We start from the raw sequence: 21705 nt of genomic DNA on the forward strand, positions 1-21705 counted from the left end.
CCGGCCTGACTCTTTACGCCGTCCTCCGCGAACTCCAGGCCCTACTCGGCGTCTGGACCGGCGCTTGCCGTCTCTGCCTGCAACCCGTCCTGCCACGCCCACCCACCCCCGCAGACTCGACATAACAAAGTACTACTAGGCACGCACGCGGCCGAGTCGATCATCGCCACCAGGAAGGAGCGCGGCCAGTACTCCTCGTTCACCGACTTCCTCGAGAAGTCGGACCTGACCGTGTGCAACAGACGTCTGGTCGACTCGCTGGTGAAGGCCGGCGGCTTCGACTCCCTCGGCCACACCAGGCTGGCACTCGCCCAGGTGCATGAGGACGCGGTCGCGGCCGTCGTCCCGCTCAAACGGCGCGAGGCGACCGGACAGTTCGACCTGTACGGCGGCGAGGACGCCGGCCCGGCCCGGTCGTCGCCACTGGCGCACCTGCGGGTCGGCACCGAGGAGTACCCGAGGAACGAGCTGCTCGCCCACGAGCGCGAGATGCTCGGCCTGTACGTCTCCGGCCACCCGCTCGACTTCGCGGCACACCTGCTGCGCGCGCACGCACAGCCGATCGCGACGCTGCTCGCCGACCCGCCGGTGCAGGGCGAGGTGACCGTTGCCGGCCTCGTCACGTCGCTGGAACGACGACTGAACAAGTCGGGCGAGCCGTGGGCGATCTGCACCGTCGAGGACCTGGACGCCGCCGTCGATGTGCTGTTCTTCCCGAAGACGTATGCCGGCGTCGCCGGCGACCTCGCCACGGACACCGCCGTCGTCGTCACCGGCCGGGTGAACCGGCGGGAGGACAGGATCTCGGTGTTCGGCAGCACGGCGAAGCGGCTCCCGCTGCCGACCGACGGCCTTGGGCAGGAACCGCCCTTCGTGCTCCGCGCGGCTGCGGACAAGCTCGACCTGCGCGCGGTCACCGAGCTGAAGGAGGCGCTGCTGGCACACCGCGGCACGACACCGGTACGCATCGAGCTGGTCGACGGCGGCAGGACGACACTGCTCGCCGTCGACGACTACGCGGTAACCGTCTCCACGATGCTGGTGAGCGAGCTGAAGGCGGTCAACGGTGTCACCGTCGCCTAGCGGAAGGTGCCGGCGGCGGGAACGTCAGGACCGTGCAGCCGCGGCGCTTCGTGTGTCCACTCCCGAACGCGGCGTCCTCCCAGGGAGTACCGCCCCTTCCGTGCTTCACACAGAAGAGGTGTTCGGGCAACTGGCAGCGCATGAGACCGGCTTGGACGTGCGTCGGGCTGCTCATAACCCAGAGGTCGCAGGTTCAAAATGCTGCCCCCGCTACCAAGAAGGTTCAGGTCAGAGGCCCGGAAGCCGGAAACGGCGACCGGGCCTCCGTCGTTCCGGTGTAACTGCAGCCGAACGGACTCTCATGGCTGCTGCTCCTTGCCGTTCACCGGCGAATCAGCGTGGAGATCGTCTCGGCTGCTTCGCGGTCGTGGCGGCAGAGGGCTCGGTCCAGCCCTGCCTGTAGGTGTGCACCGCCCTGCGGGCCGTCACTGCGGCGGCTACGTGCAACATCGAGTGTTCTTCGGCAACGAGATTGCTGCGGTGCCATTGCTCGCCGGTGAGCACGACCTAGTGTCCTGTGTCAGCGCGTCGTACGAGACGCTCAGCGGTTGAATCCTAGCCCCATCGTGCGGCCGATGATCTCCTTCATCACCTCGGTAGTGCCGCCGTAGATCGTCTGGACCCGGGAGTCGAGGTACGCCTTCGAGATCGGATACTCGGTCCCGTTGGCGTCCTCACTCCTGTCCAAGGTGACATTGGCGCGGCTGAACGTGCTGAACAAGCGTTGAAAGGAACTCGGGGTGAACTCACGCCTGGCAGTTGTCCTCCGCCAGGGTTCGCAGCTCCTTCACCGTCATGACTCGGTTGACTCCGCCGTGCGAGGAATAGCCGAGCACCCTGGACGGCGTCGGCCGGTCGGTGATCGGGAGGTCGCGCCACCGGAATCGCGGAGCGGTACTACTGACCGTGGTCCGACTGAAGGTGCGTGTTTCGGCGAAGTGATGGATGCCCAACAGCAGCTCCGGTTCGCCCGGTGTGCTGGACGCGGCACGCCACCGTGGCGGGAGCACACCGAGCTCCCGCACCACCAGGTCGTCGTCGGTCCGGCCCGCCGCGGTGAGCAGCGACACCTCGGTCGGTGAGGGGGAGCCCGAGGGGCTGGACGCCGTCACCGACGGCGTAGGCGAAGCTGACGGCGACGGTGATGGCGACGGTGTTTCCTGCACGCCGAACACCTCGATCCGTTCGTTCCTGGCACCGGTACACCAGGCCGTCACCAGGACCAGCCGCTGGTCACTGCGGCGTGCCACGCCGGTCCAGCCGGCCAGTCCTGGGCTGCAGCCGGCGAGAAGAAGGACGCCGCCGACCGCTCCCATACCGGCGACCAGGAAACGGCGGCGGTTCACGACCGGAGCTTTGGCGTCGACGGCTGTCCGGGCGCGCGAAACGCCTCCCACGTGACCAGTTCGACAACGAGACGTGTCTCAGTAAGCTGCGAACGCAGCCGCGTCAGCTGGGTGGCGACATCGTCCATGGTCGGTCATTGTGGCACGTGCCGATCGACGGTGGGTCTCGTTGGCCACAAGACGCGCACGGCGCTCGGGACCGGTCCCGAGCCCCAGTGGAGAGCATGTGGGAATGACACACGAAGATCAGGGCATGCGGATCGCGAGCGAAGCACGGCGCGGCATGCCGACGAAAGTGAAGGTGGCCATCGTCGGCCTCTGGCTCAGCGTGGCGATCTACGGACTCGGCGTGGCGTTGATGGTGGGGGAGGCCTTGTCGAAGGTCGAGCACGGTCAAGACGGCGCACCGGTATATCTGGCTGGCGCCGCGATGGTGCTCGTGCTCGTCGCGCTGCTCGTGGTCGCCGCGGTGCTGACGATGCGGGGCAACCGGGTGGGGCGAGGGCTCGCGATCGGCATGGAGCTGTTCCTCTTGTTCTGCGCCGGGCTCGGCACGATCGGCGCCCTGGTGAGCCTGGATCCGGTCGGGATCGCCATCGCACTGGTGCCCGTCGTCATCGCCACCGGTGTCGTCTGGATGCTCTTCGCGTCCGACGCACGGGAGTGGTTCAACCGTTGAGCGTCGCCGTTGCCCGGCGGGCACGGCGATGGCTGTAGCGGCGGCACGGACTCGTGCATGAGCGCCGAGCATGATCTGCTTGTAGACCACGTGATCGGCATCTCTGCGCCCGCGCCGGCCGACGCCCACGAGGCCCACCGCTTACCGGCGCTGTTCAGGACGGTGGCCGCGCTGGCGAGCCCACCGGACTCGTGCCCGGTTGCGCCTCCGTCCAGTTCTGGTGGTGCTCGATCCACCATCGGGCGATGTCGGCCCGGCGCATGAAGATGACGTCGGATCGGTCCTGTGCGTACTCGAGGAAGTCGCGCACTGCGCATGCGCGGTTCGCCTGCCCGCTCCAGCGTTCGTGCAACCCGACGGACATCATCCTCGGGGTGCCACCCTCCGCGACCTCCTGGCACAGGTACTCGACACCTGCTCGCAGGCTCTCCAAGAAGTGCCGGGGCGTGCCGTAGGTCGGTTCGAGGAAGTACCGAGAGTCGTTGTAGACCTTCGAGTAGGGGACCACGAGAAACGGCGTGTCGTGCACGTCGACGAAGTAGGGAAGCTCGTCGTTGCACGAGTCGGAGTCGTAGAGGAACCCGCCTTCCTCGACGAGCAGCTCTCTGGTGTGCACGCTGGGGAACGAGCGCACGAACCAGCCGAGCGGATGACTCCCGGTGAGCCGCTCGAAGACCTCCACCGAGCGAAGCATGTGCTCACGCTCTTCCGCCTTCGTCAGCGAGGAGTTCTCCGTCCAGCGGTACCCGTGGGCCAGCGCCTCGTGGCCCGCGTCGACGATCCATTCGGCCACCGCGGGGTTACGTTCGAGCGCGACCGCGCAGGCACCGACGGAGACGGGGACGCGGAGGCGGTCGAAAAGCCGGGCTAGACGCCAGACTCCTACCCTGCTCCCGAACTCGAAGTGGGTCTCGGTGCCGAGATCCCGTATCTCGGACCCGATCTGGTCGGAGTGCTCCCCCCAACTGTCGTTACGGCCGTCCTCGAGCAACGAGTACTCGGCCCCGGCCTCGTAGTTGAGTACGACGCTGATCACGAGGCTGGCGTCATTCGGCCATCGGACCTTCGGGGGGAATCGGCCGTAGCCGATGAAGTCTCGAGAAGGACCGGTAGTCGGGACGTCAGGTCGACTCATCCGCGAGTTCCTCCAGCCGTGCGCAGAGCAGCTTCAGCGTGTCGAACACCTCGAACGCGGCCGCGGACGCCGGGGCGACTCCAACCCGCCGTGTCCAGCCGCTGGGCTTGAGCATGACGTACCGAACTACCGACCCAGGTGCCTGGTCGGTGGGTCCAGTACAGGTGGGTCCTGAACCGTGCAGATCTAGTTAGTAAACCAACTTAACACCTGAGTCCGATGGTGCCTACACTGTGAGTGTGACGACTGACTCAGCACAGGCCGGTGAGGCAGCGCCCTCCGGTGCGGGGACGGGCAAGCGAGAACGGTTGATCGCAGCCGCGCGCGACCTCGTATATCGCCAGGGCGTGGCGCGCACCACCCTCGCCCACATCGCCCAGGCCGCCGACGTACCGGTGGGCAACGTCTACTACTACTTCAAGGCCAAGGACGACATCATCGGCGCCGTGGTGCACACACACGCCGACCAGCTCGAATCAACGCTCGCCGAGCTGGGACAGCGGCACCGCAGCCCCAAGGCCCGACTCAAGGCCTTCGTTCGCCTCCTGGCCGAGCGAGCGGCCTCGACCCCACCGCAATACGGCTGCCCGTACGGAACACTGAGCTCGGAGCTGGCCAAACAGACCGACGGATCGGATCCACTCGCCGCGCCGCTGATGCAGATCCAGCTCGACTGGAGCGAACAACAGTTCCGCGCCATGGGCCGACGCGACGCACGCGAGCTGGCGGTCGAGCTTGTCGCCTCCTACCAGGGCAGCGCCGTCCTCACCAGCGCGCTCGGACAATCCGAGCTCATGGCCCACCAAACCCGGCGTCTCGAGAAATGGATCGACGCGCTGGCAACCTCAGCGGGAGCCCGTCAACCGAAGACGAGCCGGAAAGAAGGGCGTACGCCATCGTGACTGATCTCGCTGCGTTTGCCGAGCTGGTACCTCTCGATCATGGCTTGTGTGTGATCAACACATTGCGCGGCGACGGCACTGTCCAGTCGTCGGTAGTCAACGCTGGAGTCCTGCAGCACCCACAGCGAGCAGGACGGGTTGTCGGGCTCGTCGCCACCGGCGGCTCCCGCAAGCTGCGAAACCTGCGTGCCCAACCCCGAGCCACCATTGTCGTCCGGGCGGGCTGGCGCTGGGCCACCGTCGAGGGTGACACCGAGATCGTCGGGCCTGACGACCCGTATCCCGATGTCGACAGCGAAGCACTGAGACTGATGTTGCGGGACATCTTCCGGGCCGCCGGCGGTACTCACGACGACTGGGACACCTACGACCGAGCGATGGCAGAAGAGCGGCGAGCTGCCGTACTCATCGCCCCCCACCGCATCTACACCAACCCGCAGACCTCATGACCCGAGACGACGTGCCCGACCTGTGTGCCGTCCTGTCGGGAGTAATCGAGGACTACCCGTTCGGCGAGGGAGTGGCAGTGTTCAAGGTCGGCGGCCGGGGCGTCTGGCGGTGAGGCGGCACTATGCCGTGCGTCAACTCTTGGCAGAGATTGATCCTGGTTCGGCGGCGTTCGAGGTGCGGTAGAGGTCGCGGAGGGTCGCTATCTCGGCGCCGTGGTGGATGACCTCCCTGTTGATGTGCAGCACCAGGGTTGCCCGCGGATGCCGTGCCCACGGGCCCTCCGCCTCTCCGCACTCCTCTGCCAGGCCCTTCTCACCCCAGGAGGTGACGCCGGTGACCCACCTGTCGTACGCGTCGTCGAGAGCGGCGAGGCCGTCGGCCGCAGTTCCCGGCCAGTCCATCGTCTGCAGCCTGTTGCCGTACTCCTGCTGGGAGATGCCCTCGAAGTGCGTCGCGGCGCGCAGGCCGAGCACCAGCACGCTGATGTGCGCCAGCCGCCACGCGATGGTCGTGACCGGCGGCTGGCTGGGTTCTGTCGGCGCCCAGTCACAGGAGAAGCCGCCGCCTTCCCTGGGACGGATGGACCAGCAGCCGTCCACAGGTTCCCAGAAGTACTCGGCGTCGGTCAGGCCGTCCAGCCGCGGCCGGAGCTGACTCTTCCAGTGCCACTGGAGCTGCCCGAGTAGTTCGCGGTGATAGTCGACATCCATGTCGTTGACGATACGGTGAGTTCACGGCAGGCCCGTGTCGGGAATTCGAGAAAGTCCGGCGAGCGGCGCATCAACAAGCGAAGCATCGAGCGTGCCATCCGCGGGCTCAAGGGCGCCCGGACTCCGCCTGCTCCGCCGCGGCGTGACGCTCGGGGCCCGCCTCGGTGCGGGCCCTGCGGCGCCGCCTACGGATGAGCAGCAGCGCGAGACCGACCAGGCTGGTGAGCAACCACATCGGCTACGCACCCTGCCCGAGCTGCCGGCGGACCCAGTCCCGGGCGAGCTCGGGGTCGTCGGTCACCGTCGTGGGGCACTTCCAGACCTTGTCGCCCGACCTGAGCGCCTTGGCGCGCTGCTGTTGCGCCGTCTCGGAGAGCACGAAGGCGAGGCCGCGGCAGCGTTCGGCGAGACCGGGACGCAGCCGCTTCAGCAGCCGTACGCGCTCGACCGCACCGCTCGGCGGACGCCGGCGGGCGGCATCGTCAGCACTGCCGTCGGGCATGTGCACGACAGCGGCGAACTCGGTGCCGCGGTCCAACGCCGACTGCAGCGTCCTGGCGACGAGCGTCGCCGTGTCGTCCGCCGAACCGTCCGCGACCCGGATCTCTACCACCGGCCAGTCCGTCCAGCTCACCAGGCCGTCCATGCACCGCTCCTCGACATCGAGTTAGGCACACCTTAGTTACTTGCGGACACTGTCCGCAAGTACTGTTGCTGCCGTGACCGGCACGGCGCGACGGCAGTGGGGCAGCCTCCGGCAGGGGCAGATCGTCGACGCCGCAGTGCGGCTGGCCCGTACCGAGGGCGTGGCGGCGTTGACCATCCGCCGACTGGCGGACGAGGTCGGTGCGTCCCGGATGGCGTTGTACCGGCACGTGCCGAGCAAGGACGCTCTGCTCGACCTGGTGGCGAACGCCGTCGCCGAGCGCCTGGCCGTCCCCGACGTGTCGGTGGACAGCCCGTGGCAGGACCGGCTGCGGCAGCTCGCCCACGCCATGCGTCGCGAGCTGCGCGCGCTGCCCGACCTCGCCCAGCTGATCATGGCGCGCGGCAACCACAGCCCCGGCGGCCTGCACCTGGCGGAGGCCATCCTGGCGACCCTCACCACCGCCGACCTGGACGACGCGGCGACCGCGCGCTTCTACCTGGTGTACGTCGACCTGGTCCTGGGTCGAGCCCACCGGGAGCTCCGCGGCGACCCGACCAGCCCGAGCCGCAACGAGGCCCTCCTGGCCGGCGCCGAGCACCGCCCCGACGCCCCCCGCCTGCGCGCCCTCGCTCCCCGGTTGCGGTCCGCCGACCCCGACGAGGTGTTCGAGACCGAGCTGGACATGTTCGTCGCCGCCGTCGAACACGCGGCCCAGACTTGCGAGTCGTCATCGGACAATATATAAACGGTACCGTACCGTTTATATATGGGGGAGTGACATGCCCGAGATCCTCGTCCTCGTCGTCGGTGCCGGCCCGGTGGGGCTGACTCTCGCGTGCGGCCTGGCTCAGCAGGGTGTCGCGGTGCGGGTGGTCGACAAGGCTGCCGGCCCGGCGACCACGTCGCGCGCGAACATCCTGCATGGGCGGGGAGTCGAGGTGCTCGACCGGGTCGGCGCGCTCGGCGACCTCCCGCAGCGCGCCGCGTCCGGCTTCACGATGCGCCCGGTCATGGGCGGCAGGGTCTTCACAATCCGGTTCGGTGACGTGGACGGTACGCCCGTCCGGGCGCTGTACATCTCGCAGGCGGAGGTCGAGTCCGAGCTGCGGCGCCGGCTGGCCGAGCTGGGTACCGCGGTCGAATGGGGCGTCGAGCTGACCGACGCCCGACCCGATGCCGCGGGCGTCGACGCCGTACTGGCGTCCGGGGAGTCCGTGCGGGCGCGCTGGCTCGTCGGCTGTGACGGCGGCGACAGCGCGGTGCGTGCGCTCGCCGGCTTCGAGTTCCCCGGCGCGGCGATCAGCGAGAAGTTCCTCCTGGCCGACCTGCACGTCGAGGACTGGGACTTCGACCGCGACGGCGGGGTCGGTTGGTACCACGAGGACGGCATGCTGGTGGCCATGCCCATGCCCGAGCCGGACGGGGCTCGCGACCGAGGTGACCTGTGGCGGTTCATGGCCTACCTGCCGGAAGGGACACGGGAGCGGCTGACCGACGCACAGGTCGTGGACAGTTTCCGTCGCATCGTGCCCAGGCGCTCGGGCGTGTCCGGCGTACGAGTCCGCGACGCCGCGTGGACCTCGGTCTTCCGCATCCAGCGTCGTCTCGTCGACGACTACCGGCGTGGGCGCGTCCTGCTGGCCGGCGACGCGGCACACCTGCACTCACCGTTCGGCGGCCAGGGCATGCTCACCGGCGTCGGTGACGCCGAGAACCTCGCCTGGAAGCTGGCGCTGGTGGTGTACGGCCGTGCCCACGAGGCGTTGCTCGACACCTACGCGGCAGAGCGGCGTCCCGTTGCCGCCACGGTGCTGAAGGAGACCGGCCGAGGTACGTGGCTGCAGACGAGCGACAGCGCGATGGCGCGGGCGCTCGTACGCCGCGTCGTCGCTCCGCTGCTGTCGAGACCGTCGGTGCAGCGGCGGCTCACGCTGGCGGCGTCACAGCTCGGTGTCACGTACCGCGCCGGTCCGCTCGGGTCGCGCCGAGGCGGGCGTCCGTACCCGGGCGACCGGATTCCCGACCTCGGCTGCCGGGCGGCCGACGGCAGGGCGACCCGACTGCACGCCGAGCTGCGCGGACGCTGGGCGCTGTTGACGGCGGCAACCGGTGTGAGCGAGTGCCTCGCAGCCGCCCGCGAGCGCCTCGGGCAGTGCGTTACCGCGCTCGTCCCGGCCGCCCGTCCCGGGGACGAGGTGTGGTTGGTGCGTCCCGACGGTCACCTGGCATGGCGCGGACCGAGTGAGCCGCGAGCGCTGGCGCGTTGGCTGGACGGCACTCTCCAGCGAGGGAGGGCCGGGCGGTGAACGGCGATACGGCTGGTCGGAGCCGCGGACGCGGGCGACCGCGCGACCCGGGAGCGGACGAGGCCATCCTCGACGCGGCGCTGGCGATGTTCGTGGAACGCGGCGTGGAGGGTACGAGCATCGAGCAGATCGCCAGGCGGGCGGGCGTCGCGAAGCTGACCGTCTACCGACGGTGGAAGTCCAAGGAGGAGCTGATCGCGCAGGCCATCGATGCGGCGCGCGTCCGGCTGGCCGGCACCGCGGAAACGTCCCTCGACGGCGTCGACGACCTCCCGGTGCGCGAGCTGGTCGCCGCGATCGTGCCGGATGTGGCCGTGAGCCTCGCCCGGCCCGAGCTGCGCGCGCTGATCGCCCGCACGCTGGGCGTCACCGTGAGCCATCCCGAGCTGGCGAGGGTCTACTGGCAGCACCACAGCCAACCCCGCCGGCAGGCGACGCGGGCGCTGCTCGAGCGCGCCAAGCGGGAGGGCATCCTCGCCGAGCACATCGACCCCGACGTCCTCATGGACATGATCAACGGCGCCGTCATCCACCGGCTGCTGCAGCCGGATCCTCCCGACGCCGCCGAGATGCGCGAGTACCTGACGAAGGTCTACCGCCAGGTCGGCCTGCTGCCCTGACCAGCGCGTGACGTACGTCGTGCCACCGGGCGTACGGGCCCTCCCGCCCTGCGGCAATCGCGTTCTCAGCCACGGCGGGTTCGGATAGCGTGCCAGCTGACATGCCCGGTGCCGGGGTTGGGGATCTGGTCGGCCGCGAGCGGGAGCTGTTCCTGCTCGACGGCCGGTTGCGTGCTGCACTGGGTGGTGCGGGCCAGGTGGTGTCGGTCAGTGGTGAGCCCGGTATCGGCAAGACGCGGCTGGCCGGCCACGTCCGGGACGCCGCAACCGCGGCGGGCATGCGCTGCTTCTGGGGACGCGCCAGCGAGCAGGACGGCGCGCCGGCGTACTGGGCGTTCCGGCAGATCGTCCGTCGTGCCGTGGACGCATCCGTGCCCGATCGGCTCGGTGCCGCGGCTGCGGATCTGGCGCATGTGGTGCCCGACCTGATCGCTCTGGACGCGGGTCGTCGGGTCGACCGCTTCGCCGTCTGTGCGGCGGTCGGTGATCTGCTGTTGGCGGTCGCCGAGGAGACCGGGGCGCTCGTGGTGGTGGACGACCTCCAGTGGGCGGACGCCGGTTCGGTGGAGATGCTCGAGCACCTGGTCGACCGGCTGGTCGAGGCGCGCCTGATGCTGCTCGTGACGTACCGCGACAGCGAGGCGGGCGCTCGTCTGCACCTGGCGCACGCGCTCTCGGGCATCGCGCGGCACCCGGCCGTGACACCGATCCGGTTGACGGGGTTGTCCCGCGCCGGCGTCGCGGCCCAGCTGACCGGGTTGCTCGGCGAGTCGCCGGATGACGTGCTCGTGGAGTCGATCAACCGCCGGACTCGCGGTAATCCGTTCTTCGTCCGCGAGCTGGGCCTGCTGCTCGTACAACACCCGGCGGCGGATGACCGGCTGCCGGACGCGGTGCGTGCCGCGGTCGGTGTTCGTCTGGCGGCGCTACCTGACGACGCGCACCACCTCGTCCGGGTGGCGGCGCTGTTCGGCGGAGACGTGGACGCCACCATGCTCGCCGAGGTCGTCGACGAGCCGTTGCCGGCGGTCCTCGACGGGCTTGATGCCGCGACCCGTGCCGGCGTCCTCACCAGCAGCGCGGGGTTCGTGCACGACCTGGTCGCCGAGGTGGCTCGCGCCGAGCTGTCCACCGCGGAACGGCTGGACGTGCACGCGCGGATCGCCGCGCGCCTTGCCGCGCGCGGCGACGCTTGGCAACGCGCGGAGGAGATCGCGCACCATTGGCTGTCGTCGCTACCGGTCGGCGACCCCGTCGAGGCGGTGCGATGGGCGGAACGTGCCGCCGCCCGCGCCGCCGAGCAGTTGGCCTGGGAACAGGCCGCTGCGATGTTCGCCCGTGCCGTGCATGCGGCTGGCCGGGCCGAGCCGGCCGAGCGTGCTCGCCTGCTCCGGTTACGCGCCCGCGCCTGCCTGCGGGCGTACGACGTCTCCGCCGCTCATGACGCCGTGCGCGCGGCGGCGGCGATCGCCCGCGAGCTGGCCGATCCGGTGGCTCTGGCCGAGGCGGTGCTCTCCTTCGGCGACTTCGCGGATCCCGCGGGACGCGACGAGCGGCAGGCGCTGTGCGAGGAGGCGCTCGCCGCGCTGTCCGACAGGGATCCGTTGCTGCGCGCTCGGCTGCTGGCCCAGCTCGCCAGCCACCTCGACCCCGTCGAGTCGCGGGGCCGGGTCGAAGGGGCGACCGACGAGGCGCTCGCGCTGGCCGAGCAGGTCGGTGACGCGCATGCCCTGGCCTCGGCACTGCACGCGCGGCAAGTGGCTCGCAGCGGGCCGGAGGGACTGGCCGAGCGGCTCCGCCTCGCCGACCGGATGAGCGAGCTCGGCACGACGACCGGCGACGACGAGCGGGTGCTGTGGGGGCATCTGTGGCGCTTCGACGCGCTCCTGCAACTCGGCAAGATCGACGCCGCCGAGGTCGAGGTGCTGCGGATGGCTCGCCTCGTCGAGCGATTGGAGTTGCCACTGGCTCGCTGGCATCTGGGGCGGGCGGGGGCGGCGATAGCGTTCGCTCGCGGCCGGTTCGTCGAGGTACGTCGGTTCGCCGAGGACATGCTCGGCCGGGCCGCCACGGCCCGGCACAGAGGCGGGGTGCACCTGGCCCGGCTGTTATACGCCCTGGTCGCCACGCAGACCGGCAAGCCGCCTCCGACGGAAGCCCTGGGCGCTGACACCGCGTGGCAATCGATGGCCGGCCCGGGCGCGATCCTGCCGCTGTGGCACCTCGCGGTAGGCAACGTGGAGGAGGCTCGCCGGCTCTACGCCGGTTTCCCACCCGCCGACACGTTGCCGCCGTTCGTCGCCGTACCGACGCTGCAGATGAAAGTCGAGCTGGCGGCCGCGTTGGACGACCGGGCGGGCGCGCAGGACGCCTACCGTCACCTGTCACCATGGGCGGACCTGTTCGTCTGTGGCGGCGCCGGTGCGCTGCACTTCACCGGGTCGATCCACACCTGGCTCGGCGTCGCGGCCAGGGCGTCGGGTCGACTGGACGACGCGGTGCGCCACCTGCGGGCCGGGATCGAAGCCAACGAGCGTGCCGGGTCACCGCCCTGCGTCGCCCGCTCGCGGCTCGAGCTGGCGCGCGCGTTGGCCCGCCGTGGCCGGCCCGGAGACGCGGAGGAGGCGGCCGCCTCGGCCCAGCTCGCCGCGGCCGAGGCCGAGCGGCTGGACATGGCACCGCTGCTGCGGTGGAGCAGGGAACTGCAGGCGGCGTACGGAGGTGCGGCACCGGGTCGGCTCACCACTCGAGAACGACAGATCGCCGAGCTGGTCGCCCAAGGCCTGACCAACAGGCAGATCGCGGCCACCGTGCACATCGCGGAGCGCACCGCGGAGACGCACGTGCAGCGCTGCCTGACCAAGCTCGGCCTCACCAACCGCACCCAGCTCGCCGCATGGGTCGCGGAAAGTACGTACCGCGCGTAAGTAGATCGCCGGACGCGGAGCGCGGGACGAGCCGCGACCGTGGACGGTATGACGACGACCACACCACGGGCCACCCGCATCGTCTTGCGCGCCGCCCGGCTGTTCGACGGCGTGACCGGCGCGCTGGTACCCGACCCGCTGGTCCTCATCGACGGTTCCCGTATCTGCGCCGTCGACTCCGGTGTCCGGCCACCCGCGGATGCCGCTGTGCTGGATCTGCCCGGTGCGACGCTGCTGCCGGGGCTCATCGACACGCACGTCCACCTGGCCTTCGACGCCTCCGCGGAACCGGTTCGCCGCCTCGGTGAGCGGACGCCGGACGAGGCGCTCGCCGCCATGACGGCCGCCGCCCGCGCCGCGGCGCGCGGCGGTGTGACGACGGTCCGCGATCTCGGTGACCGCGACTACCTCGCCCTGGAGCTACGCGGTCGTCCCGGGCTGCCGACGATCGTCGCCGCCGGGCCGCCGCTGACCACACCGGGCGGCCACTGCCACTTCCTGGGCGGCGCCACCGGACGTGGTGCGACAGCCGTTCGACGCGCGGTCCGCGACCATGTCGAGCGCGGCGTGGACGTCGTGAAAGTGATGGCCAGCGGTGGCAACCTCACCCCGGGCAGCCGGCCGGAGGACGCTCAGTTCACCAGCGCCGAGCTGCGGGCCGCCGTGGACGAAGCGCACCGGAACGGCCTGCCGATCACCGCCCACGCCCATGGCATCTCGGCGATCGCCGGCGCACTGAGCGCCGGTGTGGACGGCCTCGAACACGTCACGTTCTGGACGTCGGACGGCATCAGCGCGCCGCCCGAGCTCATCCAGCACATCGCCGACTGCCGGGTGATCGTCGGCGCGACGCTCGGCGTCCGGTCGGTCCCCGGCGCGACGGTGCCGCCCCCTGTCGCCGCACGGGCACAGTCGATCAGAGCGAACCTACGTCGGCTGCGGTCTGCGGGGGCGAGCATCGTGGCCGGCAGCGACGCCGGACTCGGCGCGGCCAAGCCGCATGACGCCGCTCGCTACGCCTACGCGGCGCTGCTGGACATCGGCTGCTCACCCGCCGAGGCGATGCGCACGCTCACCTCGGCCGCGGCCGCCGTCTGTGGCCTCGCCCATCGCAAGGGCCGCCTCGCGCCCGGGTACGACGGCGACATCGTCGCCGTCGACGGTGATCCGTTCGCCGACCCCGCGGCCATCCATCGCCTCCGCGCGGTGTACGTCGGCGGCCGGCCCGTCCTGTCCGCAGCACCTCCCATCCCGAACGAGAACACGAGGAGTCGTTCATGACCCGCATCGAGGGACAGCCGAACACGATCGGCGGGATCCACCACCTGAAGCTGCCCGTCGCCGACGTCGAGCGCAGCGGTGACTGGTACGCCAGAGTCCTCGGCTTCGACGTCGAGATCCGGTTCGTCGAGGACGGCGTGCTACGCGGCTTGGGTCTGCGCCATCCCAGCGGGGTTGGACTCGCCGTCCGACACGATCCCGAGCGGGCGGTGGCGATGTCCGGCTTCGACGCGGTGGCCCTCGCCGTTCCGACCCGTGACGGGGTGGTGCGGTGGGCGGGGCACCTCGACGAGCTGGGCGAGACCCATGCCGGAACGGTCCCCGGGCATACCGGTGGGCTCGTGCTGGTCGGGCTGCACGACCCCGACGGCATCGAGATCCGGCTCTACAGTGACGAGACCGCGCCGGTCCAACGGCTGCTCGCGGTCGACGGCGGTCAGATCGCCTACACCGACAGCGGTGGAGACGGGGAGTTGGTCCTGCTCGTACACGCGGGAGTCTTCGGGGCCTGGTTCGAGCCACTGGCCGCCGAGCCCGCGCTTGCCGGCCTGCGGATCGTGCGGATGGTCCGCGCCGGCTACACCGGGCCCACGCCCGACCGACCACTGACCCTCACCGACCATGCCACCCACTGCGCCGCGCTCCTCGACGAGCTCGGCGGCGGGCCGGCCACCGTGGTCGGGCACTCCTCGTCATCGGCGATCGCGCTACAACTTGCGGTCGACCGCCCGGACCTGGTCCGCGGGCTCGTCCTCGGCGAACCACCGCTCATCGAGCAGCTGATCGACCCGGAAGACGCCGCAGCGGTACGCGACGCCTTCCGTCCGGTGGGGCAGGCCGTCGCGGCAGCCGCGGCCGGCGACGACGTGTCCGCGGCTTACGACGCGTTCATGGGCGTGGTCTGTGGGCCGCACCACCGGCAGGTCGTCACCGCGGCGCTCGGGGGCGACGGCCTGGCACGTGCCGTGCAGGATTCCGCGTACTTCTTCCGTGACGAGGTCGCTGCTGCGGCCCAGTGGGAATTCGACGCCGCGACGGCGGCGCGGGTGAGAACGCCGGTGCTGCTCGTGCAGGGCGGCGCCAGTCCTCCGCCGACGCACCGTCTCGTCGCCCGGCTCGCCGCGCTACTGCCGGACGTCGGCGTCGTCACGTTCGACGACGACAACCACCTGCTTCCACTCCAGAGCCCGGCCGCCCTCGCCCGCCTGGTCGCCGATCACACCAGGGCACGGAACTCGTTGGATCATCGGAAGGTGATGGGACCGACGGCGCTCAGCTCGAAGGCGTGAGACAACAACTCATAGGAGCGGATTCGGTCCTCGTGCCTGATGATCAGCCGTGGCACGCGGCGATCTGCGAGACGCTATCGCGAGGTCACCACACAGAACTCATGGCCGTCGGGATCGGCCATGACCACCCAGCTGACCTTGCCCTGGCCGATGTCGATGCGAGTCGCCCCGAGGGAGACGAGACGGTCGACCTCCGCTTGCTGATCACCGTGGACGGGTGGAGCGATGTCGAAATGCAGTCGGTACTTCCCGGTCTTCGGCATCAGTGGCGGACCGCCCCAGGTGATCTTCGGCCCGCCGCGCGGCGAGCGGATCGCGGTCTCTTGGTCCTGGTCCCAGACCAACGGCCACCCCAGCGCTTCGCTCCAGAAGTACCCGACCTCCTGCGAACCGTCGGACGCCAGCGCTCCGACGAATCCGCAGTCGGCGAGGAAGTTGTTGCCCGGCTCGATGACGCAGAACTCATTGCCTTCGGGGTCGGCGAGCACCACATGACCCTCTTCCGGGAGTTGACCGACGTCGAGGTGCCGGGCGCCGAGTCCGAGCGCCCTCGCCACCGTCTGCTGCTGGTCCTCGAGGGACGTGCTCGTCAGATCGAAGTGCATCTGGTTCGGGCCGACCTTCTGCTCCTGAGTTGGCAGAAATCGGATCCGGAACCCGGTGTCATCGCTCGGCAGGAGCGCAATGCCGTCGTGGGGGTCGTCGGCCGTCTCCCAGCCCAGGACGCCGGCCCAGAAGCGCGCGAGACGGAGCGGGTCGTTCGCATCGAAGCAGAGCGCGAGGAGGTGACAGGTCATTCCGCTCCGCACCTCCGATCTGTTGACTCAAGCTGCAGACAGGGCACGTCGGTCTCAGGTGTGATCTGTGGTGGTGCGGCGGGCGGTGAGGTAGGACCGGGCCGCATGGCCGTACAGGACACAGTCGCGCTGCCGGCGTCCGGGCGCAGCAGACCGGTCGCCATCGACAGCGTGGTCGTCTTGCCCGCTCCGTTCGGGCCGACCATCTCGTAGAACGAGCCGGCCGGGACGGTCAGCGAGAGATCATCGACAGCGAGCTGATCGCCGTACCGCTTGGTCAGCCCGCGTAGATCCAGGGCCGGTATGAGACTCATGACCCTATTTCTATCCGGTATCACCGTCCCCACGTGCAAGGTGAATCGCATCTGAGACAAAATCCCGGGCATCACACGCTGACCTGCGGGGTGGTCTCCGGCGTGTCAGGAGCTGCTCCGCCAGGCGTCGGCGAGGAGTTCGAAGGAGCGGACGCGGTCGTCGTGGTCGTGCGTGATGGTGGTGACGAGGAGCTCGTCCGCGTCCGTTGCTCGTTGCAGGGTGCGCAGTCTCTCCGTCACCGTGTCGGGCGTGCCGACGAACTGGGTGTCGAGACGGTCGGCGACCAATGCGCGGTCGTCGTCGGTCCAGGTGTGGTCGGCTGCCTCCTTCGGTGTGGGGAAGGGGATGGCGCCCTGGCCGCTGCGGATGCTCCTGACCCACAGGGCGTACGGCGACGCGAGCTCGCGCGCGGTCTCGTCGTCGCGGGCGACCACGACATCGGCCGACACCATCACGTACGGTCGGGGCGCGTGCGCGGACGGCTGGAACTGGGCGCGGTATGACGCCACCGCCTCCAGTACCGTCGCCGGGCTGACGTGGTAGTTGGCCGCGAACGGCAGGCCCCGGCTGCCGGCCACGGCGGCGCTCTCGCCGCCGCTGCTGCCGAGGATCCAGACGTCGAGGTCGGCGCCCTCGCCCGGCACGGCGTGCACGTCGATGCCGTCGGGAGTGCGGTAGGTGCCGCGCAGGAACGCCCGGATGTCGTCGACTTGCTCGGTGTACGCGGGGGAGTGTGCGCCCGGCTGCTGCAGCAGAGCCGCCTGGGCCCGCAGCCGTGGTGACGCCGCGAGCCGCGCGAACGAGAACGGGGGTGGGATGAGCAGACCGTTCACCGTCCTCGCCCGGGGCGGCGGCGCTTCGGTCTCCGGTCGAGTCTGGCCGGCGCCGTTCGTGGCCTCGGTACGGCGTTGCCCCGACCGGCCGAGGCCGAGGTCGATCCGGCCGGGGAACACCGCGGCGAGCGTGCCGAACTGTTCCACCACGGCCGCTGCCGTCTGATGGCCGAGCTGGACGGCACCCGAACCGACCCTGATCGTGCTCGTCGCCGACGCGACCAGGGCGATCGTGACGGCAGGCGCCGAGCTCGCAACACCGGGCGCGAAGTGGTGCTCGGCGAGCCAGTAGCGCGCGTACCCGAGGTCCTCGGCACAGCGAGCGAGCTGGACGGTGTTGCGTAACGCGTCGCCCGCGGTGCGGCCGGACACCACGGGGGCGAGATCGAGGATGGAGAGCGGGACGTTCTGTGCCACGGTGGATGCCTCCGGGAAACGTGGTGTCGGCTCAGCGGACGGGTGACGCGGGGAACGGCCGGCTGGGGATGTCCCCGGCGCAGGACGAGCCGTCGCGCGGCGGCGGATGGTCGTCGGGTGCGGGGCATCGGCGTCTCTCCTGAGGTCACGAGGCGGAGGGTGAGCGCAAGAGGTCGGGTATCTCTTCGTCACTGCGGAACTGGGGGAGCACTCCTTCGCCGAACGCATAGGCCTCCTCCAGGTGCGGGTACCCGGAGAAGACGAACTCGTCGATGCCGGCGGCACGGTAGTCGTCGATGCGTTCCGCGACCTCGTAGTGGCTGCCGACGAGTGCGGTGCCCGCGCCGCCGCGGACGAGGCCGATCCCGGCCCACAGGTTCGGCGCGACGACGAGTCCGCGCCGGTCCCCGGCGTGCAGGTCGAGCATGCGGCGCTGCCCGACGGACTCCAGCCGCCGCATCGCCGCCTGCCGCTGCCGGACCGTCGTGTCGTCCAGCGACTCGATCAGCCTGGCTGCGTCGTCCCATGCCTCGCGCGACGTGTCTCGCGTGATCACGTGGAGGCGGATGCCGAACCGCACGTCGCGCCCCTCTTCGGCGGCGAGCTCGCGGACGCGCGCGATCTTCTCGGCCACGTCGGCGACGGGCTCACCCCAGGTGAGGTAGACGTCGGCGTGCCTGGCGGCTACCTGCAACGCGGGCGCAGAGGATCCGCCGAAGTAGACCCGAGGGAGTGGGTCGGGCGGCTCCCTGAGCAGCCCGCCGTCGACGGTGTAGTGGGTGCCGTAGTGGTCGAACGGCAGACCGGACAGGGCCCGGCGCACCACGGCGAGGAACTCGTCGGCACGCCGGTACCGCTCGTCGTGGTCGAGCGGATCCCCGTACCCGCGCTGCTCCGCCGTACTGCTGCCGATGACGACGTTGAGCAGCAGCCGTCCGGAGGACAGGCGCTGGAACGTCCCCGCCATGTGGGCGGCCAGCACCGGGGAGAGGAGACCGGGACGCAGCGCGACGAGGAACTTCACCCGCCGTGTCGCGGCGATCAGTGCGGCGGTGGTCAGCCACGCGTCCTCGCAATGAGCCCCGGTCGGTGTCAGGACGCCGTCGTAGCCGAGTGAGTCGACGGCGCGTGCCAGCGTGGTGAGGTAGTCGAGCGTCGCGGGTCGATGCGCGGACGGCGCGCCGTTGTCTGGCACGCCGTCGCCGATGCCGACACCGTGCGACGACCGGCCGAGGATCCTGTCGTCGCCACCGGTCGGCAGGAACCAGTGGAAGGACGGCTCACGAGACGACATCGGCGGTGACCACCTTCGCGAAGCGGCGGGACGACGTCGGTGCGCCGCACGACGGGTGGGTCGGGACCGAGGTGTACCCGTGCCGCTCGAGCATCCGGACGGCCTCGTGCAGTGCCACGGCGGCGGGTTCGTACCAGTCCACGCGATGAGCCCGGATCCTGGCGGCGATCATGGCGCGTCCAGGACGGACGTGTACCTGCCGCGGTGGTACAGCAGCGGTGCGGCCGGGGTGTGCTCGGCGCGGATGACGTCGGCGACGACGACCGCATGATCGCCGGCATCGACGCGACCGCGCACCCGTAGCGCGAGCCAGGCGAGCGAGTCGTCGAGTACGGGGAGGCCGTGCGGTCCGCGTCGCCAGTGGGTGATCGCGGCGAAGCGGTCGATGCCGCTCGTCGCGAACACCGTTGCCACGTCGTGCTGTCCGGCGGCGAGCAGGTTGACGCTGAGGTGCTCGGCACGCTCGACCGTGGGCCAGCTCGACGAGTCGCGACCGATGTTGAAGCTCACCAGCGGAGGGTCGGCCGCCAACGGCACCAGCGAGGTCGCCGTGAACCCCACCGGGCTCGCGCCTCCGGTCATGATGACCGCGACGGGAGCGGCGTGGTGGCGGAACAGCCGCCTGAACGAATCCGCGTCGACGGTGCCGTCCACCGGGCCGTCTTCGGACGAGAGCACGCTGGTCATCCGTCGCCGCCTTCGCTGTCGAGGTCGGTCATCGCCGCTCCACCGCCTGCGCCTCGTGGGCCAGGTGCCGGAGCACGTCGGCGACGACGCTGCCGTAGCGATGCACCCACTCGGCGGCGATGTCTCCGACCGTTCGCGACTCGAGCTCGGGCTCGAGGACGGCGACCGCCGGTGCCGGCACGCTCGCCCCGAGCTCGACCAGCAGGTCGCGCAGGTTCGCCTGCACGGACTGCCGGTGCTCCTCGGCTGCCGCGATGGCGACCGGCACCGCGACGGCGTCGGCCAGGTCGCCGTGCGAGAACTGGTCGAGGAAGATCTTCAGCAGGCCGCTGTACGTCGCCTTGTACGTCGGCGTCGCGACGATGAGCAGGCGTGCGGCCCGCACCGGTCCGAACGGGTCGGCAACGGCCGCTCTGCCCCGCACCGGTTCTGGGTCGAACGTGACGCCGACGAGCTCACCCAGCTCCAGCACCTGGGTCTCGTACGTCGCCGGCGCCCGCGCCATGAGCTCGCCGATGAGCGCGCGGCGGATCGCGTCGGCGAGTGCTCGGGTCCGTGAACTCGGTCGCGGGTTGCCGATCAGCTCGACGACCTTGACGACTCCGTCGTCCACCTGGCTCATGCCGACACCGCCACACCGGTCGACGGCGTGGACAGGCGGGGTGGCCCGAGTCCGAGGTGACCGCGCAGGGTCGACGCGGTGTACTCGGTGCGGAACACGCCACGTTCCTGCAGCAGCGGCACGACCTTGTCGACGAACTCGTCGAGCCCTGCCGGCACCAGGATGAACCCGTCGGAGGCGTCGCTCTGCACGAACGTGTCGAGCTCCTCGGCGACCCGTGCCGGCGTCCCGACGAAGCGCTGCCGGTCGGTCACCTCGATCACCAGATCCCTGATGCCGAGCTTCTTCTCCTCCGCGACGGCGCGCCACCGGCGCGCGGTCTCCACGCGGTCGTCGTGCTGCCGCGCGCGACCCTTGATGATCGTGTCGTCCGACACCCGCGGGTCGTCCGCGGGCAGCGGGCCGTCCGGGTCGTACTCGGACAGGTCCCGGTTCCGCAGCTGTTCGAGCAACGCGATCGCCGTCTGTGGGCTGACCTGCTGGCGGCGGATGTGCCGGGTGCGCTCGTGTGCCTCGCTCTCGGTGTCGCCGAGCACGAAGGAGACTCCGGGGAGGATCTTGACGTCATCGGGCGACCGTCCGTACGCAGCCGCCTTGGACTTGACGTCGGCGTAGAACGCCCTGCCCTCCTCGAGCGTGCCGTGCCTGGTGAACACCGCGTCCGCAGTCGCGGCGGCGAACCCGCGGCCGGCGTCGGAATCGCCGGCCTGGATGATCACCGGGTGCCCCTGCGGGCTGCGTGGCACGGTGAAGTGGCCGGCGATGTCGAACTGGACGCCGGCGTGCTCGAACGCCCCGGCGTCACCCTCGGACACGAACACTCCCGCGGACGGGTCGGCGACGAGCGCGTCCTGGGCCCAGGAGTCCCAGAGCTCGCGCGCGGTCCGGACGAACTCGGCGGCGCGTTCGTAGCGCTGGGAGTGGTCGAGGTAGCCGCCGCGCCGGAAGTTCTCGCCCGTGAACGCGTCGGAGGACGTGACGACGTTCCAGGCGGCCCTCCCGCCGGACAGGTGATCCAGCGTAGAGAACTGCCGGGCGATCTCGTACGGCTCGTTGAACGTCGCGTTGATCGTGCCGGCGAGGCCGAGTCTCGTCGTCACCGCCGCCAGTGCGCCGAGGACCGTGAACGTGTCGGGGCGCCCGACGACGTCGAGGTCGTAGAGGCGACCGCGCTGCTCGCGCAGGCGCAGGCCTTCGGCGAGGAAGAAGAAGTCGAAGAGACCGCGCTCGGCGGTCTGCGCGAGGTGCACGAACGACGAGAAGTCGATCTGGCTGCCGGCGTTCGGGTCCTGCCAGACCGTGTGGTTGTTCACGCCGGGGAAGTGCGCGGCGAGGATGATCTGCTTGGGTCGTGCGGTCATGA

At 70.4% G+C, this 21705-nt stretch carries 20 protein-coding genes and 3 pseudogenes; 11 read left to right on the top strand and 12 right to left on the bottom strand.

The features are described 5' to 3' along the window. Nucleotides 1-153 precede the first annotated feature (153 nt). A pseudogene (locus GEV10_14555) lies at nucleotides 154-1083 on the top strand (DNA polymerase III subunit alpha). A 541-nt stretch (nucleotides 1084-1624) separates the two neighbouring features. On the opposite strand, the pseudogene GEV10_14560 reads toward GEV10_14555, so the two are convergent. Further along, nucleotides 1625-1741: pseudogene (locus GEV10_14560) on the bottom strand (hypothetical protein). 88 nt (nucleotides 1742-1829) lie between these two features. Then, nucleotides 1830-2429 (bottom strand): hypothetical protein, encoded by a 600-nt coding sequence (locus tag GEV10_14565; GenBank protein MQA79678.1) that lies wholly within the window; start codon nucleotides 2427-2429, stop codon nucleotides 1830-1832. Nucleotides 2430-2661: 232 nt separating this feature from the next. Here GEV10_14565 and GEV10_14570 point away from each other — a divergent pair, with 232 nt between their 5' ends. After that, nucleotides 2662-3108 carry a hypothetical protein gene (locus GEV10_14570; GenBank protein MQA79679.1) on the top strand — a complete coding sequence of 149 codons (447 nt, stop codon included), beginning with the start codon at nucleotides 2662-2664 and terminating at the stop codon, nucleotides 3106-3108. Nucleotides 3109-3262: 154 nt separating this feature from the next. On the opposite strand, the gene GEV10_14575 is transcribed toward GEV10_14570, so the two are convergent. Continuing rightward, nucleotides 3263-4243: a polysaccharide deacetylase family protein gene (locus GEV10_14575; protein ID MQA79680.1), complete on the bottom strand. Its 981-nt coding sequence runs from the start codon at nucleotides 4241-4243 to the stop codon at nucleotides 3263-3265. Nucleotides 4244-4482: 239 nt separating this feature from the next. On the opposite strand from GEV10_14575, the gene GEV10_14580 reads away from it, so the two are divergent. Next, nucleotides 4483-5145 carry a TetR family transcriptional regulator gene (locus GEV10_14580; GenBank protein MQA79681.1) on the top strand — a complete coding sequence of 221 codons (663 nt, stop codon included), beginning with the start codon at nucleotides 4483-4485 and terminating at the stop codon, nucleotides 5143-5145. Next, entirely contained in the window at nucleotides 5067-5594 is a 528-nt protein-coding gene (locus GEV10_14585; GenBank protein MQA79682.1) for a TIGR03618 family F420-dependent PPOX class oxidoreductase, read from the top strand. Before GEV10_14580 ends, GEV10_14585 begins: the two co-directional genes overlap by 79 nt. Before the next feature lie 132 nt (nucleotides 5595-5726). Here GEV10_14585 and GEV10_14590 read toward each other — a convergent pair whose 3' ends face one another. Beyond that, nucleotides 5727-6305 carry a DinB family protein gene (locus GEV10_14590; GenBank protein MQA79683.1) on the bottom strand — a complete coding sequence of 193 codons (579 nt, stop codon included), beginning with the start codon at nucleotides 6303-6305 and terminating at the stop codon, nucleotides 5727-5729. Between the two features lie 238 nt (nucleotides 6306-6543). Further along, on the bottom strand, nucleotides 6544-6951 hold the full coding sequence (locus tag GEV10_14595) for a hypothetical protein (GenBank protein MQA79684.1): 408 nt from the start codon (nucleotides 6949-6951) through the stop codon (nucleotides 6544-6546). A gap of 40 nt (nucleotides 6952-6991) precedes the next feature. Here GEV10_14595 and GEV10_14600 point away from each other — a divergent pair, with 40 nt between their 5' ends. From GEV10_14600 to GEV10_14630, 7 genes and pseudogenes are all read left to right on the top strand, one after another. Next, on the top strand, nucleotides 6992-7699 hold the full coding sequence (locus GEV10_14600) for a TetR family transcriptional regulator (GenBank protein ID MQA79685.1): 708 nt from the start codon (nucleotides 6992-6994) through the stop codon (nucleotides 7697-7699). A 34-nt stretch (nucleotides 7700-7733) separates the two neighbouring features. Next, nucleotides 7734-9260 (top strand): NAD(P)-binding protein, encoded by a 1527-nt coding sequence (locus GEV10_14605; protein MQA79686.1) that lies wholly within the window; start codon nucleotides 7734-7736, stop codon nucleotides 9258-9260. Nucleotides 9261-9346: 86 nt separating this feature from the next. Beyond that, nucleotides 9347-9880 carry a TetR family transcriptional regulator gene (locus GEV10_14610; GenBank protein ID MQA79687.1) on the top strand — a complete coding sequence of 178 codons (534 nt, stop codon included), beginning with the start codon at nucleotides 9347-9349 and terminating at the stop codon, nucleotides 9878-9880. 101 nt (nucleotides 9881-9981) lie between these two features. Further along, nucleotides 9982-12807 carry an AAA family ATPase gene (locus GEV10_14615; protein ID MQA79688.1) on the top strand — a complete coding sequence of 942 codons (2826 nt, stop codon included), beginning with the start codon at nucleotides 9982-9984 and terminating at the stop codon, nucleotides 12805-12807. Between the two features lie 48 nt (nucleotides 12808-12855). After that, nucleotides 12856-14088 carry an amidohydrolase family protein gene (locus GEV10_14620; GenBank protein MQA79689.1) on the top strand — a complete coding sequence of 411 codons (1233 nt, stop codon included), beginning with the start codon at nucleotides 12856-12858 and terminating at the stop codon, nucleotides 14086-14088. Beyond that, nucleotides 14085-14483, top strand: a pseudogene (locus GEV10_14625) (VOC family protein). Before GEV10_14620 ends, GEV10_14625 begins: the two are co-directional and overlap by 4 nt. Before the next feature lie 45 nt (nucleotides 14484-14528). After that, complete coding sequence (locus GEV10_14630) at nucleotides 14529-15377, top strand: alpha/beta fold hydrolase (GenBank protein ID MQA79690.1); 849 nt, start codon at nucleotides 14529-14531, stop codon at nucleotides 15375-15377. Between the two features lie 74 nt (nucleotides 15378-15451). Here GEV10_14630 and GEV10_14635 read toward each other — a convergent pair whose 3' ends face one another. From GEV10_14635 to GEV10_14665, 7 genes are all read right to left on the bottom strand, one after another. Beyond that, nucleotides 15452-16174, bottom strand: coding sequence for a VOC family protein (locus GEV10_14635; GenBank protein ID MQA79691.1), 723 nt, complete (start codon nucleotides 16172-16174; stop codon nucleotides 15452-15454). Further along, nucleotides 16171-16509: an ATP-binding cassette domain-containing protein gene (locus GEV10_14640; protein MQA79692.1), complete on the bottom strand. Its 339-nt coding sequence runs from the start codon at nucleotides 16507-16509 to the stop codon at nucleotides 16171-16173. Before GEV10_14640 ends, GEV10_14635 begins: the two co-directional genes overlap by 4 nt. An 84-nt stretch (nucleotides 16510-16593) precedes the next feature. Continuing rightward, the gene (locus GEV10_14645; GenBank protein ID MQA79693.1) at nucleotides 16594-17967 is read right to left on the bottom strand and encodes an MsnO8 family LLM class oxidoreductase; all 1374 of its coding nucleotides are present in this window, start codon (nucleotides 17965-17967) and stop codon (nucleotides 16594-16596) included. Continuing rightward, on the bottom strand, nucleotides 17885-19033 hold the full coding sequence (locus GEV10_14650; protein MQA79694.1) for an LLM class flavin-dependent oxidoreductase: 1149 nt from the start codon (nucleotides 19031-19033) through the stop codon (nucleotides 17885-17887). Before GEV10_14650 ends, GEV10_14645 begins: the two co-directional genes overlap by 83 nt. A gap of 168 nt (nucleotides 19034-19201) precedes the next feature. Further along, the gene (locus GEV10_14655) at nucleotides 19202-19720 is read right to left on the bottom strand and encodes a flavin reductase (GenBank protein MQA79695.1); all 519 of its coding nucleotides are present in this window, start codon (nucleotides 19718-19720) and stop codon (nucleotides 19202-19204) included. Between the two features lie 28 nt (nucleotides 19721-19748). Next, nucleotides 19749-20342 (bottom strand): NADPH-dependent oxidoreductase, encoded by a 594-nt coding sequence (locus GEV10_14660; protein ID MQA79696.1) that lies wholly within the window; start codon nucleotides 20340-20342, stop codon nucleotides 19749-19751. Further along, nucleotides 20339-21703: an NtaA/DmoA family FMN-dependent monooxygenase gene (locus tag GEV10_14665; protein MQA79697.1), complete on the bottom strand. Its 1365-nt coding sequence runs from the start codon at nucleotides 21701-21703 to the stop codon at nucleotides 20339-20341. The genes GEV10_14660 and GEV10_14665 overlap by 4 nt, the downstream gene beginning before the upstream one ends. Nucleotides 21704-21705: the final 2 nt, after the last annotated feature.

The sequence above is a fragment of the Streptosporangiales bacterium genome (assembly GCA_009379955.1).
Classification (GTDB): domain Bacteria; phylum Actinomycetota; class Actinomycetes; order Streptosporangiales; family WHST01; genus WHST01.

Excerpts from the sequence above, each read along its gene's own strand:
- GEV10_14570 (MQA79679.1), top strand. The coding sequence starts at position 2,662 with ATGACACACGAAGATCAGGGCATGCGGATCGCGAGCGAAGCACGGCGC.
- GEV10_14575 (MQA79680.1), bottom strand. The coding sequence starts at position 4,243 with ATGAGTCGACCTGACGTCCCGACTACCGGTCCTTCTCGAGACTTCATC.
- GEV10_14585 (MQA79682.1), top strand. The coding sequence starts at position 5,067 with ATGGATCGACGCGCTGGCAACCTCAGCGGGAGCCCGTCAACCGAAGAC.
- GEV10_14590 (MQA79683.1), bottom strand. The coding sequence starts at position 6,305 with ATGGATGTCGACTATCACCGCGAACTACTCGGGCAGCTCCAGTGGCAC.
- GEV10_14595 (MQA79684.1), bottom strand. The coding sequence starts at position 6,951 with ATGGACGGCCTGGTGAGCTGGACGGACTGGCCGGTGGTAGAGATCCGG.
- GEV10_14605 (MQA79686.1), top strand. The coding sequence starts at position 7,734 with ATGCCCGAGATCCTCGTCCTCGTCGTCGGTGCCGGCCCGGTGGGGCTG.
- GEV10_14610 (MQA79687.1), top strand. The coding sequence starts at position 9,347 with ATGTTCGTGGAACGCGGCGTGGAGGGTACGAGCATCGAGCAGATCGCC.
- GEV10_14615 (MQA79688.1), top strand. The coding sequence starts at position 9,982 with ATGCCCGGTGCCGGGGTTGGGGATCTGGTCGGCCGCGAGCGGGAGCTG.
- GEV10_14620 (MQA79689.1), top strand. The coding sequence starts at position 12,856 with ATGACGACGACCACACCACGGGCCACCCGCATCGTCTTGCGCGCCGCC.
- GEV10_14635 (MQA79691.1), bottom strand. The coding sequence starts at position 16,174 with ATGACCTGTCACCTCCTCGCGCTCTGCTTCGATGCGAACGACCCGCTC.
- GEV10_14645 (MQA79693.1), bottom strand. The coding sequence starts at position 17,967 with ATGCGTTCGGCGAAGGAGTGCTCCCCCAGTTCCGCAGTGACGAAGAGA.
- GEV10_14650 (MQA79694.1), bottom strand. The coding sequence starts at position 19,033 with ATGTCGTCTCGTGAGCCGTCCTTCCACTGGTTCCTGCCGACCGGTGGC.
- GEV10_14655 (MQA79695.1), bottom strand. The coding sequence starts at position 19,720 with ATGACCAGCGTGCTCTCGTCCGAAGACGGCCCGGTGGACGGCACCGTC.
- GEV10_14660 (MQA79696.1), bottom strand. The coding sequence starts at position 20,342 with ATGAGCCAGGTGGACGACGGAGTCGTCAAGGTCGTCGAGCTGATCGGC.
- GEV10_14665 (MQA79697.1), bottom strand. The coding sequence starts at position 21,703 with ATGACCGCACGACCCAAGCAGATCATCCTCGCCGCGCACTTCCCCGGC.